Genomic DNA, 18455 nt, shown 5'->3' on the forward strand with positions numbered 1-18455 from the left:
TTACTCTCAGATAGGTTTAGCCGACAAGCGCGGGCTTCTGTTTGTCCGCCCAGCTCAGAAGCTGATCGGTCAGCAATAATTCGCGATTTACCGATGCCACATGCAGTAGCTGCTCGCGACAGCGCATCCACTCCTGGATGCTGCTGTTGAGCGCGCTGGCAGAAAAGTATCCGGCCAGCAACTGCACCACATCCTGACGATCGATATTACTCAGCCACTGACCCGCATGTTGCTGCCACTTCATTGCATCCAGCAGCAAAGAGAGCAGCCAGCCGATACGCGCTGCCGCGTCGTCGGCGTTCAGCGTAGGTAGCAGTTGCAGGATGTCCTGCTGTAACGCAGCGGACAGCGCATCGCAGAGCTTCTGCCGGGCCTGCCACGGTCCGTTTTCCAGCAGGCTCAGCGCCGCACCGGGTGCACCTGCGCTCAGACGCAGAGCCGCCAGCAGCATCTGTTCGTCGTGCGCAGCGTGCTTCTTCAGCCAGAGCAGGCTTTGTCCTTCGTCCGGCGGCGTCAGATGCAGCGCCATGCAGCGGCTGCGCAGCGTGGCCAGCAGGCGCGAGGGATCGCGGCTGCTGAGGAAGAACCAGCTGTTGGCTGGCGGCTCTTCCAGCGTTTTCAGCAAGGCGTTGGCCGCCGCTTCCGAAAGCTGCGCGGCATCCGGCAGCCAGACCACTTTCGCGCCGCCCTGCTGACCAAAGTGGTACATTTTTTCCGTTACCTGCCGCACCGCGTCGATGCCCAGGGTACTTTTGCCCTTCTCCGCCTCAAGCCGATACCAGTCAGGATGGGTATTGGCCTGCATCAGCTGGCAACCGTGACACTGCCCGCAACTTTTCAGGCCATCCCGCTGCTGGCACATCAGCCAGCGGCTCATCCCCCAGACCAGCGCCTCATCGCCCATACCTGCCATCGCCTGGATCAACAACGCATGGTGAGCGCGATTCTCCTGATGCTGGCCAATCACCTGGCGATAAGGCTGATTCAGCCACGGATACCAGTTCATCACGCCTGCTCCGCCAGCCAGCCATCCAGCGCCGCCTGAAGTGACGCTGTCACATCGCCCAGTGATTGTGTAGCATCTATGGTGATGATGGTGGGGTCCTCCGCTGCCAGCGCCAGATAGCGCGCGCGGGTGCGTTCAAAGAAGCGCAATGACTCCTGCTCAATGCGATCCAGCTCACCGCGCGCACGGGCGCGCTGCAGACCGATATCGGGTGTCACATCAAGATAGAGCGTGAGATCGGGGCGGAAATCGCCTAACACGGTATCGCGCAGCGTCTGCATCAGACCGGCATCAAGTCCACGTCCACCCCCCTGATAAGCCTGAGAAGAGAGATCATGACGGTCGCCGATCACCCAGGCACCGCGCGCCAGCGCCGGTTTAATGACCGTTTCCACCAGCTGAACCCGTGCCGCATAGAGCATCAGCAGTTCCGCTTTATCTGTGGCCTGCTCGCCCTCAATACCCTGCTTAAACAGCACCCGCAGCTGTTCTGCCAGCGGCGTTCCGCCAGGCTCACGGGTAAAGACCAGATCGTGAATGCCACGGGCACGCAGCGTGGCGACGATGGCGTCACGCGCGGTGGTTTTGCCGGCACCTTCCAGGCCTTCAATGACGATAAACTTACTGTTCATTTTTTTCCTTTAGCGTCTGCCGGTAAACCTGCACCGCCTTGTTATGGCTGGCAAGATTAGTCGTAAAGGTATGGCCGCCCTTGCCGTCCGCAACAAAATAGAGATAGTTGGTTTTCTCGGGATGAGCCGCTGCCTGCAGAGAGGCTTTACCCGGCATGGCGATCGGACCCGGCGGCAGACCGTTAATGATATAGGTATTGTAAGCGCTGGCCGTCTCAAGATCTTTGCGGGTCAGCGTCCCGTTATAGCTGTCGCCCATGCCATAGATGACGGTGGGATCGGTCTGTAACCGCATACCGGTGCGCAGGCGATTGATAAACACCGAGGCTACGCGCGCGCGCTCTTCGCTGACGCCGGTCTCTTTCTCAATGATTGAGGCCATGGTCACCAGCTCCTGTGGGGTTTTATAGGGCAGATTATCCGCCCGTCCCTGCCACACCTCAGCAATGGTTTTTTTCATCCGCTCATGAGCGCGCTGCAGCAGCGCCATATCGGTGGTATTAGCCGTGTAGAGCCAGGTATCCGGGAAGAAGTTGCCCTCCAGCTGCTCAGGCTCCACTTTTAGTGCGCTGGCAAGGGTGGCGAACTGATCATCTTTCAGGGTATGCCGGATATAAGGCGCTTTGCGCAGCTCACTCAGCCACTCTTTCAGCCGCTGGCCTTCCACGAACCGCACCGGGAACTGCGCCTCTTTACCGCTGGCCAGCAGCTGTAACAGCGAACGCACCGTCATGGTCGGCTCAAGGCGATAGGTACCCGCCTTGAAGGTCGCCAGTTCAGGTTCCAGACGCAGCAGCGCGCCAAACCAGATACTGTGCGGAATAATCTTCTGCTCTTCCAGCTGCGCTTCAAGTGCGACCCGGCCCGTGCCGGCAGGCAGCGTGTAGATCGTTTCCTGCTGCAGGGTTAACGGGGTGGCCGCAAACCGCTTAACCTGCCAGTAACTCAGCACAGCCGCGAGACCCACGATCGCCAGCAGGCTGACGACGATTTTTTTGCTTCGAATCATGATGCATCCATTATCTTTTCACAGCTTGCGCGCAACTGATTAAACAGCGAGCGCTCAGTAAACTCTACCGCTTCTATCTGTCGGACCGGCAGGACCGGCATCAGCGCGTTACATATCACCACTTCATCGGCGGCCAGCAGCTGCGCCGGTTCGCTTTTTATTACCTGGCAAGCCTGGCCTTCGGCCGCAAGTTGCGCCATCAGACTCCGCCGCATAATGCCATCCACACCCGACGCTGACAGATCAGGCGTGAAAATTTGCGAGCCCTGACGCCAGAATAAATTGGCCGCACAGCATTCCACCACCCAACCTTCAGTGTCAAGCACCAGCGCCTCGTCGGCGTCTGTCTGGTCAAGATGAGCTCTGATCATCACCTGCTCCAGACGATTAAGGTGCTTGATTCCGGCAAACTGTGGATTACGTGCCAGACGGATCGGGCTGAGTCGGAGTGACGCGCCACGCTGCTGTAAATCGGCGTAATGTTGCGGCCAGGGTGCCAGCGAGACGACCCGCGTGGGTTCACCACAGCCGCGCCGGCTGTAGCCCCGTCCGCCGCTGCCGGCGCTGATAATCACTTTCAGCACCGCCTGGGTTTGTTGCTGCGCGGCCTGTCGCATTTCAGTCTCAAGCTGAAACCAGTCGACGCCATCAATCCATAACCGCTCACAACCCTCTCTGAGGCGCTGAATGTGGCTCTCCAGCAGCACGATTTTACCCTGACGCACCGCGGCGGTAGTAAAACAGCCATCCCCAAACTGCAGGCCGCGGTCACTGGCGGCCAGCATCGATTGTTTTAACCCGTTAATCCACATGGTTCTCTCCTGAGCGTGACTCGTGATTTCAGCGCATTCTGCAGGATAAAAAAAGGCCCGCATCGCGGGCCTTTTTAGCAATCAACAACGATTACACTTTACGGAAGATCAACGAACCGTTGGTTCCGCCGAAACCGAAGGAGTTACACAGGGTGTACTCCAGACCGGGAACCTGACGCGCGGTGTGAGGCACGAAGTCGAGATCGCAGCCCTCATCCGGATTGTCGAGGTTAATGGTCGGTGGAACGGCCTGGTCGCGCAGCGCCAGAATCGAATAGATCGATTCAACCGCGCCTGCCGCACCCAGTAAGTGTCCGGTCATTGATTTGGTCGAGCTCACCATCACGCTGCTGGCTGCTGCCCCAAAGACCGATTTCACCGCCCGCGCTTCCGCTTTATCACCCGCTGGCGTGGAGGTGCCGTGCGCGTTGACATAGCCGATCTGCTCTGGCGTAAGCTGAGCATCGCGCAATGCGTTGATCATTGCCGCCGCGGCGCCTGATCCATCTTCTGGTGGTGAAGTCATGTGATAGGCATCGCTGCTCATACCAAAACCTACGATTTCCGCGTAGATTTTCGCACCACGTTTCTTCGCATGTTCATACTCTTCGAGTACCACAATGCCAGCGCCGTCACCCAGCACAAAACCGTCACGATCTTTATCCCACGGGCGGCTGGCCGCTTGCGGGTTTTCATTACGGGTTGAGAGAGCACGTGCTGCACCAAAGCCACCGACGCCTAATGGCGTACTGGCTTTCTCTGTGCCACCCGCCAGCATCACATCAGCATCGTTATAGGCGATGATGCGTGCGGCATGACCGATGTTATGCACACCAGAGGTACAGGCTGTCGCGATAGAGATGCTTGGACCTTTCAGGCCATACATGATGCTGAGATGACCCGCCACCATGTTAACGATGGTTGAAGGCACAAAAAATGGGCTGATTTTGCGCGGGCCGCCGTTGACCAGCGAAGTATGATTCTCTTCAATCAGACCTAAACCACCGATGCCGGAGCCAATTGCTGCGCCCATACGGCTTGCATTTTCGTCGGTAACAACCAGACCACTGTCCTGCATGGCCTGCATACCGGCCACAATGCCGTACTGGATGAAGGCATCCATCTTGCGCTGATCTTTGCGCGAGATGTAGTCATCACAATTAAAATCTCTTACCAGACCTGCAAAACGTGTTGCATAAGCACTGGTATCAAAATGGTCGATCAGGGTAATGCCGCTCTGACCGGCAAGGAGAGCACTCCAGGTAGACTCTACGGTATTGCCGACAGGAGACAACATGCCAAGACCAGTCACAACTACACGACGCTTAGACACGTTCGTCCTCCAGGGAGGGGAAATAGGGAACTATGTGGGACAAACAAAAAAATCAGGCGGTCGAGCGACCGCCTGAAGATATTCATTAGCCTTTATGGCTATTGATATAGTCGATCGCTGCCTGAACGGTAGTGATTTTCTCAGCTTCTTCGTCTGGAATCTCAGTATCAAACTCTTCTTCCAGAGCCATCACCAGCTCAACGGTATCAAGAGAATCGGCACCCAGGTCTTCTACGAAAGATGCAGAGTTGGTGACTTCTTCCTCTTTCACACCCAGCTGCTCACTGATGATTTTCTTAACGCGTTGTTCGATATCGCTCATACTATTTAATTTCCTATCAAAACTCGCTTTCGCGATGGTTTTCGTAGTGTATAAAATGGTGAAAAAGATGCAACAAAATCCCGGCTGGTCGAACCACGATTTTGCGTTATTTTGCGGTTCTAACCGCAAATAAAGCAAATCATTTCGTGATTTATCAGACCATGTACATTCCGCCATTGACGTGCAGCGTTTCACCTGTGATGTAGGCTGCTTCGTCAGAGGCTAAAAATGCCACAGCATTGGCGATTTCCTGAGCATCGCCTAAGCGACCCGCAGGAACTTCCGCCAAAATACCGGAACGTTGATCTTCGTTCAGTGCCCGCGTCATGTCAGTCTCAATAAAGCCTGGAGCCACGACGTTGACGGTAATGCCACGTGACGCGATTTCGCGCGCCAGTGATTTGCTAAAGCCAATCAAACCCGCTTTTGCTGCCGCATAGTTTGCCTGGCCCGCATTACCCATAGTTCCAACAACGGAACCAATGGTGATGATACGGCCCACGCGCTTTTTCATCATGGCACGCAGGACCGCCTTGGAAAGGCGGAATACCGATGTGAGGTTGGTATCCAGGATATCCTCCCACTCATCGTCCTTCATGCGCATGAGAAGATTATCACGCGTAATGCCTGCATTATTGACTAAAATATCCACTTCGCCAAATTCAGCACGAATATTCTCTAAAACAGTGCTGATTGAGTCAGCGTCAGTCACATTCAGTAACAGGCCTTTGCCCTTGTCGCCAAGGTAAGCACTGATGGCGTCGGCGCCACTCTGGCTGGTTGCAGTTCCTACCACTTTAGCACCGCGTGCCGCCAGTGTTTCTGCAATCGCACGACCAATGCCGCGACTCGCGCCGGTAACCAGCGCAACTTTACCTTCAAAGCTCATGATTTTCCTCTTATTCCTTACCGAGTGCAGCCGTCAGGGATGCAGTATCGTTAACGGCAGCCGCTGTCAGGCTATCGACAATACGTTTCGTCAGTCCGGTCAGGACTTTACCTGGCCCCATCTCCAGGAGCTGCGTCACGCCCTGTGCTGCCATCGCTTCCACGCTCTCGGTCCAGCGAACCGGGCTGTAGAGCTGACGGACCAGCGCATGGCGGATGGCCGCAGCGTCGGTTTCAGCTTTCACATCGACGTTGTTGATCACCGGTACCGCAGGCGCGTTAAAGGTGATGCTCTCCAGCGCCACTGCCAGTTTATCGGCCGCAGGCTTCATCAGTGCGCAGTGAGAAGGAACGCTGACCGGCAGTGGCAAGGCACGCTTAGCGCCCGCTGCTTTACAGGCGGCACCCGCACGTTCAACGGCTTCTTTGTTACCCGCAATAACCACCTGGCCCGGCGAGTTAAAGTTAACCGGTGAGACAACCTGACCCTGCGCGCTCTCTTCACAGGCTTTGCGGATAGCCGCGTCATCCAGGCCAATAATCGCCTGCATCGCGCCAGTGCCTTCAGGCACCGCTTCCTGCATCAGTTTGCCGCGCAGTTCAACCAGCTTCACTGCATCCGCAAAATTAAGCACACCCGCGCAAACCAGCGCTGAATATTCACCCAGGCTGTGACCGGCCATCAGGGCTGGCTGTTCACCGCCCTGCTGCTGCCAGACACGGTAGATTGCCACGGAGGCGGCTAACAGTGCAGGCTGAGTCTGCCAGGTTTTGTTCAGCTCTTCAGCCGGACCCTGACTTACTAATTGCCACAGATCATATCCCAGCGCGTCAGAGGCTTCACGGAAGGTCTCTTCTACCAGCGGATACGTTGCCGCTAATTCAGTCAGCATGCCCACGGTCTGTGAACCCTGACCGGGGAAAACAAATGCAAATTGCGTCATTTTTCGTTCCTGTCAATCAAAAGCGAACCAGCGCAGAACCCCAGGTGAATCCACCACCAAAGGCTTCCAGCAGAATAAGGTGTCCGGGTTTGATGCGGCCATCACGGACCGCTTCATCCAGTGCGCTTGGCACCGATGCGGCAGAGGTATTGCCATGACGATCCAGTGTGACGACCACTTTATCCATGGTCATGCCGAGTTTTTTCGCGGTGGCGCTGATAATGCGCAGGTTCGCCTGATGCGGCACCAGCCAGTCCAGCATTTCACGATCGAGATTATTGGCCTGCAGCGTTTCATCAACGATGTGAGCCAGCTCGGTGACGGCAACCTTGAAGACTTCGTTGCCTGACATGGTGACATAAGCGGGCTGATCCTGATGCGCACGATCCTGATAAGGCAGCGTCAGCAGCTGTGAATAGCGACCATCAGCATGAAGATGGGTAGAGATGATCCCCTGCTCTTCGCTCTGACCCAGCACGACCGCGCCTGCACCATCGCCAAACAGGATGATCGTGCCGCGATCTTCCGGATCAAGTGCGCGTGCCAGGACATCAGCACCAATCACCAGAGCATGTTTCACTGCGCCATTTTTGATGTATTGATCGGCCACGCTCAGTGCATAGGTGAAACCTGCACAGGCGGCAGCGAGGTCAAACGCCGCGCAGTCTTTGATTTCCAGCATTTGCTGGATCATGCAGGCAGAACTGGGGAAGGCATGACTGGAAGAGGTTGTGGCGACAATAATCAGCCCAACATCGTTCGCTTCAATGCCTGCCATTTCAAGGGCGCGTTGCGCCGCACTGAATCCCATGGTGGCGACGGTTTCGTCAGGCGCAGCAATACGGCGCTCGCGGATGCCGGTACGGGTAACAATCCACTCGTCCGACGTCTCCACCATTTTTTCCAGATCGGCATTGGTGCGGATCTGGCTTGGCAGATAACTGCCCGTACCGATAATTTTGGTATACATCTAGGCTTTGTCACTCCTGGCTAATACAGCATCAAGGCGCGCAGCAATTCGCTCGGGAATTTGCTGCCTCACCGCCTGCTCTGCCTGTTCTATCGCCACAGCGAAGGCGTGTTGATTTGCCGCACCGTGACTCTTGATCACTGTTCCGCGCAATCCTAACAGACAAGCGCCATTGTACTGGTCAGGGTGGAGATGCCCGAAGCGCTTCGTCAGACGTTTCTGAATCCAGCGTCCCAGCAACTGAAGCCACCATGACCGTTTTTTACCTTCCCCTGATGACTTCAGCAGAGAAAGAAACATTCTTACCACGCCTTCCATAGTCTTCAGCGTGACGTTTCCGACAAAACCGTCACAGACCATCACATCCGTTTTACCGGTGAGCAGTTCGTTACCTTCAAGGTAACCAATATAGTTGATTTGCGGTGATTCTCGCAGCACTGCCGCGGCGTCGCGGATCGTTTCCAGCCCTTTGGTCTCTTCATGACCAATATTGAGCAACGCGACACGGGGCCGTGCAATACCAAGCACATGCTCAGCCATTACCGACCCCATTACAGCAAACTGCACCAGCATCGCACTGTCTGAGCCCACATTTGCGCCCAGATCCAGCACCACGGTTTTACCCTGTTGCTGGTGCGGTAAAACGGACATCAGCGCCGGACGTTTAATGCCATCCAGCGGTTTTAATAAGAGTGTCGACAGCCCCATCAGCGCACCGGTATTCCCGGCGCTGATGCAGGCCTGCGCACGTCCCTCTTTAACCATCTCCAGTGCCACACGCATTGAGCTGCCGCGACTGTTGCGGATGGCCTGAGCGGGCCGCGCATCACTTGCAATAACCGATTCGGCAGGGATGACCTGCAAACGCCCCATCAGGGAGGAATCCGCTTTGGCAAGCAATGGCATGAGGGTGTCGGGATGTCCGACCAGAAGAAGGAATAGTTCCGAATGAGAGGCCAGTGCCTGCAATGCTGCAGGCACTGTCACGCAGGGACCGAAGTCCCCGCCCATGGCATCAATCGCCAGGGTCAAACGTGTCAAGGTATCGCCTTGCTAAGCAAGAAACTTACTTAACGATAACCTTGCGACCGCGGTAGTAACCGTCCGCAGTGATGTGGTGACGCAGATGAGTTTCGCCAGAAACTTTATCTACTGACAGAGCAGCAGTGGTCAGCGCATCGTGCGAACGACGCATACCACGCTTAGAACGGGTGGGTTTATTCTGTTGTACGGCCATGGACCTTACTCCTATTACTTACGCTTTAAACTGGCTAATACGGCAAATGGATTTGGTTTCTCCACCTCTGCAGGCAGTTTACCAAAGACCATGTCCGCCTCGGACACTTCACAGTGTTCAGAATCGTGCACCGGAACGACCGGCAGCGCGAGAATAATTTCATCCTCGACAACCGCCAGCAGATCGATCTCACCAAACTCGTTGACATCGACCGGCTCGTACGCTTCCGGCAATGCCTCGGCCTGCTCTTCAGAAGAGACAGGGCTGAAGCAGTAACTCACTTTTACGTGATGAGGAAAGGTCTGGTTGCAGCGCTGGCAACGCAACGTCACTTGTACTTCAGCAGTACCCGTCAGTACTGCCAGACGTTGGTTATCAACCGCAAACGACATGGCACAATCCACATCACTGTCCACACTAACGACCGACTCGGCCACACGCTCCACCTGTACAGATGTGTAGACACCCTGATAATCAAGGCGCTTCTGAGCAGTGCGGACAGGGTCCAGCGTTAGGGGTAATTTTACCTTTTGCATAGGGCGCGCATATTAACTTTGTAATGTCATAGAGTCAAAGAAAAAGGCCGTTAAACAGCATCTTTCAACCACTATTCGCATCCAGTGCGGCGCACAGTTTAAAATGACTGTCACCAATTCGCTATCACTATTGAAAAAAAATGACGCCATCGATTCTTTTAGCTTCAACCTCGCCCTTTCGGCAGGCATTACTGCATAAACTGGGCCTGCCTTTTATTACCGCCGCGCCTGAGGTTGATGAGTCACCTCAGCCCGATGAAACCGCTGAAGTGCTGGTGACCCGTCTTGCCGTGGCTAAAGCGCAGGCGCTGGCAAAAACGTATCCCAGCCACTGGATAATCGGCTCCGACCAGGTTTGCGTGCTGGATGGCGCAATCGCCGGTAAGCCTCACACGGCTGAGAATGCGCGGGCGCAACTGCGTGCCGCCAGCGGAAAAGCCATTACCTTTTATACCGGTCTGGCGCTATTTCATCCGGTCAGTGGCACGCTGCTGCACTGCTGTGAGCCCTTTGTGGTTCATTTCCGCACGTTAACTGACGCTGAAATCAGCGGCTATGTGGAAAAGGAGCAGCCGCTTCAGTGTGCGGGCAGTTTTAAAAGTGAAGGTCTGGGGATTTGTCTGTTTGATCGGCTGGAGGGACGCGATCCCAATACGCTGGTCGGGCTGCCGTTGATCGCGCTCAATGAGATGTTGCAGCAGGCCGGCATCAATCCTTTAACGAACTGATGCCGGAAAGATTACGCTTTCAGCTGACGCAGCTTAAGCAGGCATTGCTTCAGGCCATCATCCAGTGGCGCTTCGACCCGCATCACTTCGCCAGTGCCGGGATGCGTAAAGGTCAGCGCCGCAGCATGCAGGAAAAGGCGTTTTAAACCGGTTGCCGCCAGCTGACTGTCAAACTCACGTTCTCCGTAGCGATCGTCGAAGGCAATGGGATGCCCGGCATGCAGCGTATGGACGCGAATCTGATGGGTACGACCGGTGACCGGGCTCGCTTTCACCAGCGTGGCAAACTCGAACCGCTCTTCTACTTTAAAGCGGGTTTCTGAGGCTTTGCCTTCGCTGCTGACGCGCACCACGCGCTCACCGCTCTGCAGAATGTTTTTCAGCAGCGGCGCCTGAACCACCTTCAGGTGTGACGGCCAGTTGCCGCGCACCAGGGCCAGATAGTCTTTCTGCATCCCCTTTTCGCGCAGTTGCTCATGGAGGGAACGCAGCGCCGAACGCTTTTTAGCGACCAGCAGAATGCCGGAGGTGTCACGATCCAGGCGATGCACCAGCTCCAGAAAGCGTGCTTCCGGTCGCAGGGCACGTAACCCTTCAATTACCCCGAAGCTGAGTCCGCTACCGCCATGTACGGCTGTGCCGGAAGGCTTGTTCATCACCAGCAGCGACTCATCCTCAAACAGGATGGCATCGGCCAGTGAAGCCACTTTCGCCAGTTTGGGGGAAACGGCATCTTCATCGCGTTCCGCTACCCGAACCGGCGGAATGCGCACCTCATCGCCCTCCTCCAGCTTATATTCTGGCTTGACGCGCTTTTTGTTCACCCGCACCTCGCCTTTGCGAACGATGCGATAAATCATGCTTTTGGGCACACCCTTGAGCTGGGTGCGCAAAAAGTTATCAATGCGTTGTCCGGCATTTTCAGCCGTGATGGCGACAAAATGTACGCCGGGATTATCTGTTTTCATGGCGGCGATTCTAAATAGTGTCCCCTGATAGCGCCACCCCTTTTTCTGTGCTTAACTCTGGAGTTGATGTGACGGCAGGTCGCCTCTCTGCTGGCTTTTTCAGCAAAGCGCTGTTTTGTCCGACACATTAGCGATTTAAATGTAAAGAAACTTCACAAGCTGGCTAAAGTCGCCTTGCTATATGAAGGTTAGCAATGGGATAATGCTTGAGTTTCTTACCTGAACCATTTCAGGGCAGAAAAAGAGCGAAATTGTCATTTTGCCGGATTGAGCAGACACGCAGCAATGGCGTAAGACGTAATGCGAAATCAGGCACTTAGCGGGCTGCGGGTTGCGGCCTGGACAACAGTATGGGATGCACGGGTTTTCTTTATTCTCTCAGGCATTTCCACTATCTGGTGCTGTTTTCCCTTATGAAAAACAGGCCACCGACGTTATTTGCGCCCCTCGCGCGGTCGACAGCCGTGAGGTTGACGACATTGCACTAAGTCACGGGGCCATCGGTTGATACTCGTCCAGGGTAACTATGCCCGCAGCTGTAATCACTCATGAAAGAATAACGAGTAAGTCACGATGAAAAGAATGTTAATAAACGCAACTCAGCAGGAGGAGTTGCGCGTTGCCCTGGTTGACGGTCAGCGTCTGTACGATCTGGATATTGAAAGTCCTGGACACGAGCAGAAAAAAGCCAACATTTACAAAGGTAAAATCACTCGCATTGAACCCAGCCTTGAAGCTGCGTTTGTCGATTACGGCGCAGAGCGTCACGGTTTCCTCCCGTTAAAAGAAATCTCCCGCGAATACTTCCCCTCCAGCTATAACGCGCATGGTCGTCCGAATATTAAAGACGTGCTGCGTGAAGGTCAGGAAGTCATTGTTCAGATCGATAAAGAAGAACGCGGCAATAAAGGCGCTGCGCTGACCACCTTTATCTCTCTGGCGGGCAGCTATCTGGTACTGATGCCGAACAACCCACGTGCAGGCGGTATCTCTCGCCGTATCGAAGGTGACGATCGTACCGAGCTGAAAGAAGCCCTGTCGGCGCTGGAACTGCCGGAAGGCATGGGCCTGATTGTCCGTACTGCGGGCGTCGGTAAATCAGCCGAATCGCTGCAGTGGGATTTAAGCTTCCGTCTAAAACACTGGGAAGCGATCAAGAAAGCCGCTGAAAACCGCCCTGCTCCGTTCCTGATCCATCAGGAAAGTAACGTGATTGTGCGTGCCTTCCGCGACTATCTGCGTCAGGACATCGGTGAAATCCTTATCGATAACCCGAAAGTACTGGAACTGGCGCGTCAGCATATCGCTGCGCTGGGCCGTCCGGACTTCAGCAGCAAAATTAAGCTCTACACCGGTGAAATCCCGCTGTTCAGCCACTATCAGATCGAATCGCAAATCGAATCCGCTTTCCAGCGTGAAGTCCGCCTGCCTTCCGGTGGCTCGATTGTGATCGACAGTACCGAAGCGCTGACCGCTATCGATATCAACTCAGCACGTGCAACACGCGGCGGTGATATCGAAGAGACGGCGTTCAACACCAACCTTGAAGCGGCCGATGAGATTGCTCGTCAGTTGCGTCTGCGTGACCTGGGCGGCCTGATCGTTATCGATTACATCGATATGACGCCAGTACGCCATCAGCGCGCGGTTGAGAATCGTCTGCGTGAAGCTGTCCGTCAGGACCGCGCCCGCATTCAGATCAGCCACATTTCACGTTTCGGCCTGCTGGAGATGTCCCGTCAGCGTCTGAGCCCGTCATTAGGTGAATCCAGTCATCACGTCTGCCCACGCTGTAGCGGCACCGGCACCATCCGTGATAACGAGTCACTGGCGCTGTCGATCCTGCGTCTGATTGAAGAAGAAGCGCTGAAAGACAACACCAAAGAAGTTCACGCCATTGTTCCGGTTCAGGTGGCCTCTTACCTGCTGAATGAAAAACGTGAAGCGGTTAACGCTATTGAAACACGCCAGGGTGGCGTGCGGGCTATCATCGTTCCTGATGACAAGATGCAGACCCCACACTACTCCGTGCTGCGCGTGCGCAAAGGCGAAGAGACGCAGACCCTGAGCTATCATCTGCCGAAGCTGCATGAAGCCGAAATGGCGATGCCGTCGGAAGAGGAACATGCTGAACGTCGTCGTCCTGAGCAGCCTGCTCTGGCCGCGTTTGTAATGCCTGATGCGCCTCCGGCACCGGTAGAAGTTGAGCCAGAAGCGCAACGCGCTGAAGCCCAGCCAGCCGCAAAATCAGCACCTGCTGTGGCTGCGCCTGCTACCGTCAGCACCGGCTTCTTTGGCCGTCTGCTTGGTGGCCTGAAAAAAATGTTCGCAGGCGAAGAAGCCCCTGCCGCCGCACCAGTGGCCACTGAGGTTGCAGAACCGCAGAAAGCGCCTGAAAGCGAGCAGGAAAACGGCAACGGCCGTGGCGAGCGCCGCAGCAACAATAACAACCGTCGTAACAATAATCGTCGTGAGCGTACGCCGCGTAACGGAGATAACGCGCAGTCGCGTGAAGGCCGCGAACCACGCGAAAACCGTGAGCCTCGTGAAAACCGCGAACCTCGTGAAAGTCGTGAACCGCGCGAAAGTCGCGAGCCACGTGAAAATCGCGAGCCGCGCGAGGGTAACGATAATCGCCGTAACAAGCGTCAGTCCCAGGCTGGTGAAGTGCGTGAAGAGCGTCCGGCACTGAGCGAAGAAGCGCGCCAGCAGCGTGATGAGCAGCAGCAACAGCGCCGTGAACAGCGTGCTGAGCGTCAGCGTCGTCGTCAGGAAGAGAAACGCGCCGGTGAAGAAGCCGCCAAAGTGGCTGAGCAGCCAGTAGTGGTAGCCGACGTTCCGGACGTGACCGAGCCGCAGGATGATGAGCGCGTACAGGTTATGCCGCGTCGCAAGCCGCGTCAGCTGAACCAGAAGGTGCGTGTTGATGATAACCGTCCACCTATGCCAGCCGAAGCCAGCGACTTTGCCCAGCCGGCTGAACTGCGTCAGCCTCAGCAGACAGACGTGGCTCAGCCGCAGCCTGAGTTCCAGGCACCGCAGGGTGAAGAGCAGGATGACAACGACAACCGTGATAACGCCAATATGCCGCGTCGTTCACGTCGTTCGCCTCGTCATCTGCGCGTCAGCGGACAGCGTCGTCGTCGTTACCGTGATGAGCGTTATCCGACTCAGTCAGCAATGCCGCTGGCCGCTGCAGCCGCATCACCAGAGATGGCATCCGGTAAAGTCTGGATCCGTTACCCGGTGAGCCAGGCCAGCGAAGAGCAGGTTCAGAATGTGACTCACGAGACGCCAGCGTACAACCGCGAAGAGACAGCAGACGCCGCCAGTGCGCTGCCCGTTGCTGCCGCAGTTGAATCTGTTGCTCTGGAAGCGCCAGTGCAACAGGCCGAGCCGCAGGCAGAAACGCCAGTGCCGGTTGTGAATACTGACGATACCCGTGCTATCGACGCGCCGGTTGACGAGCAGCCTTCCGTTGTTCCGGCGGCAGATGAAGCAAAAGCGGAAGCGGTAGCAGCCGAAGCCGTGCCTGCTGAGCCTGTCACCGAAGCGCCGGTTGTGACACCTGCGGTTGAGACTGCACAGCCTGCAGCAGTTGCAGAAGAAGCACATCCTTCAGAGGTTGCTGAGCAATCGGCTACCGACGTCAGCGAAGCGATCGCAGCAGAAGTTGAAGAAGTTCTGAATGCGCCGGTCGCTGCTGAAGCTGAAACAGCGCCAGTTCGTGAACCTCATGCTCCGGTGGCCGCACGCGATGTCGCCCCTGCAGCACCGGTGACTGCGGCCGAACCTGTTGCATCAGTGCCTGCAACGGCATCCGAGCCTGCAACTGCCTCAGTGCCGAATGACGGTACGCGCTGGAAGCATTTTGCCTCTGCGCCGATGACTAAAGCACCTGCGCCAGTCTGGCAGTCAGAACCGGCACCGCACAGTGACTGGGTGCGTGCACCTTATGAGTTCGACGGTCGCGGTTCTGCGGGTGGTCATAGCGCCACACATCATGCCACAGCCCCGGCGACCAAGCCGTAACGCATAAGCTGTTGTGAACTAAACCCCGGCCTGCAAGCCGGGGTTTTTTTATGCCTGCGATTCTGCCCGCCAGCGGACAGAGGATAATTAACCTCCCCTCCTCGCTTATCAGGAATCAGGAAAGTGCGTGTGTGGCGTGAAAGCAGGTCTGTTATGCGAGCAGCCTGTCGCTGTAAATCAACCCGGTTTAATTTCTATGGTTCCCACCACCGGCTGAATCGCAGGCAAAAAAATCCCACCCTCCTTTAGCGGGAGGGTGGGAAAAAGTAAGCGTATCCGGTTAAAGTACGCTCAAAATTTCAGGTCAGACTACGAATTCATCTGGAACAGCGACATCTTAGACATGTCGGTAAAGGTCTTATAGGACGCCTGTAATGCCGTCTGCTGCATGGTGTAGTTAGAAGCTGCTTCGGTTAAATCCACGTTAACCAGGTCACTCATCTGCGAGCTGTAAATCACACTACGGTCATCACCCTGGGCATTCAGCGTATCGATCTCACCAAGCTGGGTACCAATCTCAGAACGCACGGTTAAGACATTATTCAGCGAGTTACCCAGGCCACGGTTGGTTTTATCCATCGCCGCCTGGAAGGTCTGTTTGGTTGCGGCGTCAGCATCATCCTGCGGCACTTTCAGTGCAGCAATGGCGCTATCCAGCATCTTAAACACATTCGTTTCGCTGGCACTGCCATCCGGCTCTTTGGTGGCATTGCCAGAGATCGCCATAAAGATATTGTCACCGGTATGGCCCACAGTCATGGTACGGCTGGTATCGACCTTCTGAGTGATCGCCTCGGTGCCGCCTGCGTAGCCGACGCCGGTGCCTGCCGCATCCACAAATGGCGCACTGTCAGTTTTATAACCGGCAAAAATATAGCGGCCATTGGCATCCTGGCTGTTTGCCTGGTTCAGCAACTGGGCACGGATACCCTCCAGCTGGGTAGCAATCGAACCACGGTCATCGTCGCTCAGCGTACCGGTTGAACCATTGACGATCAGCCCTTGCGCAGCAATGATCCCATCGGTGACGCCTTTCAGCGTATTCTCTTCCAGTGAGAGACCCTGCTCGGCAAAGGTACGCGCCAGCGCATACTGCTTGCCCTGCTGCTGGGTTTGTGACAACACGACAGCACGAGACGCGGCAATCGGATCGTCCGAAGGATTATTCACACGGCGGCCGCTGGAGAGCTCCTGGCCTGATTTCAGCCAGGAGGCCTGTGAGTCAGTGATGCCACGCACCTGCTGCTCAAAAATCATATTTGTACTGATTCGCATGTTATCTCCTGCCCTTAGCGAATATTGATCAATGCATTAAACACGGTGCTGGCAGTCTGCAGCACCTGCGCATTGGCCATGTAATATTGCTGATATTTGGTCAGGTTGGCGTACTCCTCATCGAGGTTTACCCCAGAGACCGATTGCTGGCGCTGGGTCAGCTGACTGACCACGCTTTTCTGAGTGGTGCTGGTGGTTTCCAGTGAACTGGTTTTGTTACCCACACTACTGACGATGGTGGCGTAGGCCTGAGACAACGTGGCGTTGCCGCCGACCAGTTTCACATCCTGCAGATTCAGCAGTTTTTGCGCATTACGGTTATCACTCTCCCCACCGACAGCACCCGCGGCGGCCACCTGCGATTCACTGGTGATCGCGACTGACATATCGTTGATGGCGTTCTGGACCGGCTTCACCAGGAAACTGTCTTTGGCAGCAGGTGCAGGCGTGCCGGCGACGGTCAGTTTCAGGCCGTCAAAGCTCAGCGTGGTGTTGCCACTGGCATCAGTACCTGGCGTGATGGTAACAGCCGTACTGTCTGAGGCGCGGGTCGCGGTCCAGTTATTGCCGTCATAACTCACGGTGTAATTGGATGCTTTCAGTGCACTGGTATCGGTCCACTCAGCGGTGACGGACGCGGCGGTGCTGTTTTTACTGTTGCCCACCACGATCGGGCTGCCGATATTAAAGAAATCGACGCCCTGATTGCCTTTGCTATCGAAGCCCTGCTTGTGAACATCGTTGAAACTGGTGGTAAACGCCGCCGCTAACTGACCCAGCTGGTTCTGTGCCAGATCCAGATCCTGAGTACGGAACGCCAGCAGACCGCCCAGCGAACCGGTGGTGATCAGCTTCTCCGGGATCTCGACGTTGCCCGCCTGCTTATCGACATAGCCGATGGTGGTGCGTGTCGGATCGCTGCTGGAAGGCATCGCCACCAGATCGTGAGATTTGTCGCCGTTCACCAGCGTCAGGCCATTGGCCATCGCGACCGTGTAGCCGCCATCCTGCTGCGATACCGTCACACCAACCACGTTATTCAGGGTATTCACCAGCTGATCGCGCTTATCGAGCAGATCGTTAGGTGCGGCACCGTTTGCCGTGCTCAGTTTGCCAATCTGTTTGTTCAGATCGGCAATCTGGCTGGTGATGGTGTTGACCTGCTTGATGCTGGAATCGACATCGGCATTGACGCTGTTCTGCATATTGTTCAGGTATTGCGCTGACGTCTGGAACTGGCTGACCAGCCCCTGCGCATTGCTGAGCATCGACTGACGCGCCGACGGATCGTTGGCGTTGCTGACCACGTTCTGCAGGTTAGTAAAGAAGCCCTGCAGCGAGGTCGACAGGCTGGTAGTCGAAGTCGACAGCAGATCGTCAATGTTAGAAATCTGGCTGTGCTGGGTGCTTACCGCGCTGTAGTTGGCGCTGGAACCGCGCAGCTGCGTAGCAATAAACGCATCATATTCACGTTGTACACCGGTGATATTCACGCCGTTACCATAATAGCTATTGCCCTGCAGGGTACTGTTCGCCTGCGCCAGTACCGTGGTCTGACGTGAATAGCCCGCCACGGTGTAATTGGAAATGTTGTTACTCGTGGTGCTCAGAGCGGCCTGCGCGGCACTCAATCCGCTCATCGCGGAGTTAATTATGCTGGACATCTCGGTTCCTTACGTTCCCCGTCAACCGGGCTGGCAGACATCAAAGTGGGCGCCAGCAGGCGAAAACGCTTCTGGCTATAGGGATGTTATCGGCTTGCT

17 protein-coding genes are annotated in these 18455 nt (G+C 55.8%); 2 read left to right on the forward strand and 15 right to left on the reverse strand.

Annotated features, from left to right (window positions below; genetic code table 11):
* Nucleotides 1-16: 16 nt before the first annotated feature.
* The 12 genes from holB to yceD all read right to left on the reverse strand — a co-directional run bounded on the left by holB (nucleotide 17) and on the right by yceD (nucleotide 9689).
* Complete coding sequence (gene holB / locus ACX8ZY_RS12530) at nucleotides 17-1006, reverse strand: DNA polymerase III subunit delta' (RefSeq protein WP_158149405.1); 990 nt, start codon at nucleotides 1004-1006, stop codon at nucleotides 17-19.
* A complete protein-coding gene (gene tmk, locus ACX8ZY_RS12535) occupies nucleotides 1006-1638 on the reverse strand; it encodes a dTMP kinase (protein ID WP_158131834.1) in 633 nt (210 codons plus the stop codon). The genes holB and tmk overlap by 1 nt, the downstream gene beginning before the upstream one ends.
* Nucleotides 1628-2647 (reverse strand): cell division protein YceG, encoded by a 1020-nt coding sequence (gene yceG / locus ACX8ZY_RS12540; RefSeq protein ID WP_158131835.1) that lies wholly within the window; start codon nucleotides 2645-2647, stop codon nucleotides 1628-1630. The genes tmk and yceG overlap by 11 nt, the downstream gene beginning before the upstream one ends.
* Nucleotides 2644-3459 carry an aminodeoxychorismate lyase gene (gene pabC / locus ACX8ZY_RS12545; RefSeq protein WP_158131836.1) on the reverse strand — a complete coding sequence of 272 codons (816 nt, stop codon included), beginning with the start codon at nucleotides 3457-3459 and terminating at the stop codon, nucleotides 2644-2646. The genes yceG and pabC overlap by 4 nt, the downstream gene beginning before the upstream one ends.
* Nucleotides 3460-3550: 91 nt before the next feature.
* Complete coding sequence (gene fabF / locus ACX8ZY_RS12550; protein WP_022625869.1) at nucleotides 3551-4792, reverse strand: beta-ketoacyl-ACP synthase II; 1242 nt, start codon at nucleotides 4790-4792, stop codon at nucleotides 3551-3553.
* Between the two features lie 85 nt (nucleotides 4793-4877).
* Nucleotides 4878-5114 (reverse strand): acyl carrier protein, encoded by a 237-nt coding sequence (gene acpP / locus ACX8ZY_RS12555; protein WP_003849865.1) that lies wholly within the window; start codon nucleotides 5112-5114, stop codon nucleotides 4878-4880.
* 154 nt (nucleotides 5115-5268) lie between these two features.
* Complete coding sequence (fabG, locus tag ACX8ZY_RS12560; RefSeq protein WP_010246337.1) at nucleotides 5269-6003, reverse strand: 3-oxoacyl-ACP reductase FabG; 735 nt, start codon at nucleotides 6001-6003, stop codon at nucleotides 5269-5271.
* A 10-nt stretch (nucleotides 6004-6013) separates the two neighbouring features.
* Nucleotides 6014-6946: an ACP S-malonyltransferase gene (gene fabD, locus ACX8ZY_RS12565; RefSeq protein ID WP_010669852.1), complete on the reverse strand. Its 933-nt coding sequence runs from the start codon at nucleotides 6944-6946 to the stop codon at nucleotides 6014-6016.
* A 16-nt stretch (nucleotides 6947-6962) separates the two neighbouring features.
* Nucleotides 6963-7916: a beta-ketoacyl-ACP synthase III gene (locus ACX8ZY_RS12570; RefSeq protein ID WP_010246341.1), complete on the reverse strand. Its 954-nt coding sequence runs from the start codon at nucleotides 7914-7916 to the stop codon at nucleotides 6963-6965.
* Complete coding sequence (plsX, locus tag ACX8ZY_RS12575) at nucleotides 7917-8957, reverse strand: phosphate acyltransferase PlsX (protein ID WP_022625870.1); 1041 nt, start codon at nucleotides 8955-8957, stop codon at nucleotides 7917-7919.
* Between the two features lie 25 nt (nucleotides 8958-8982).
* A complete protein-coding gene (gene rpmF / locus ACX8ZY_RS12580) occupies nucleotides 8983-9153 on the reverse strand; it encodes a 50S ribosomal protein L32 (protein WP_003849870.1) in 171 nt (56 codons plus the stop codon).
* Nucleotides 9154-9167: 14 nt separating this feature from the next.
* A complete protein-coding gene (gene yceD, locus ACX8ZY_RS12585) occupies nucleotides 9168-9689 on the reverse strand; it encodes a 23S rRNA accumulation protein YceD (RefSeq protein ID WP_010246346.1) in 522 nt (173 codons plus the stop codon).
* Between the two features lie 140 nt (nucleotides 9690-9829).
* On the opposite strand from yceD, the gene ACX8ZY_RS12590 reads away from it, so the two are divergent.
* Nucleotides 9830-10417, forward strand: coding sequence for a Maf family protein (locus ACX8ZY_RS12590; RefSeq protein WP_022625871.1), 588 nt, complete (start codon nucleotides 9830-9832; stop codon nucleotides 10415-10417).
* 11 nt (nucleotides 10418-10428) lie between these two features.
* On the opposite strand, the gene rluC is transcribed toward ACX8ZY_RS12590, so the two are convergent.
* Complete coding sequence (gene rluC, locus ACX8ZY_RS12595) at nucleotides 10429-11385, reverse strand: 23S rRNA pseudouridine(955/2504/2580) synthase RluC (RefSeq protein WP_158131838.1); 957 nt, start codon at nucleotides 11383-11385, stop codon at nucleotides 10429-10431.
* A gap of 573 nt (nucleotides 11386-11958) precedes the next feature.
* Here rluC and rne point away from each other — a divergent pair.
* Nucleotides 11959-15417 carry a ribonuclease E gene (rne, locus tag ACX8ZY_RS12600; protein ID WP_158131839.1) on the forward strand — a complete coding sequence of 1153 codons (3459 nt, stop codon included), beginning with the start codon at nucleotides 11959-11961 and terminating at the stop codon, nucleotides 15415-15417.
* Nucleotides 15418-15726: 309 nt separating this feature from the next.
* Here the strand turns inward: rne and flgL are convergent, their stop codons facing one another.
* A complete protein-coding gene (gene flgL / locus ACX8ZY_RS12605) occupies nucleotides 15727-16692 on the reverse strand; it encodes a flagellar hook-associated protein FlgL (protein WP_022625873.1) in 966 nt (321 codons plus the stop codon).
* A 14-nt stretch (nucleotides 16693-16706) separates the two neighbouring features.
* On the reverse strand, nucleotides 16707-18356 hold the full coding sequence (gene flgK / locus ACX8ZY_RS12610; protein WP_010669846.1) for a flagellar hook-associated protein FlgK: 1650 nt from the start codon (nucleotides 18354-18356) through the stop codon (nucleotides 16707-16709).
* Nucleotides 18357-18455: the final 99 nt, after the last annotated feature.

This window comes from Pantoea sp. XAF26B01_ASV70 (genome assembly GCF_054512635.1).